Source organism: Pantoea sp. Fr-CA_6 (genome assembly GCF_024520895.1).
GTDB classification, from domain to species: Bacteria; Pseudomonadota; Gammaproteobacteria; order Enterobacterales; family Enterobacteriaceae; genus Pantoea; species Pantoea agglomerans.
Window position 1 is genome coordinate 1 of the sequence record NZ_JALNPO010000063.1, and the last position, 238, is coordinate 238.

1 pseudogene is annotated in these 238 nt (G+C 55.0%); it reads right to left on the reverse strand.

Features of this window, described 5'->3' with window-relative positions:
* Nucleotides 1-238 (reverse strand): annotated as a pseudogene (locus NR201_RS22620) (putrescine-ornithine antiporter); the annotation flags it as partial.

Below are 238 nucleotides of genomic sequence, written 5' to 3' on the forward strand. Positions count from 1 at the left end.
GTACAGGTAAGAGCACAGAAAAAAACCTGACTTTGCATGCGCCTCTTCGGTGTAGGCAGATAACCCGCCAGAGCGCAGGCAGAAGATGCCGCACTGGGAAAAACAATACGCGATGGCCATGGAGCCGACAGCGGTGACGATCCATGACAACAATGAAACAGCCCCGAGTTGGGCCATGCTCGTCGGCAACATGATGATGCCTGAGCCCATCATGTTCACCGTCACCAGTGTGGTGAGC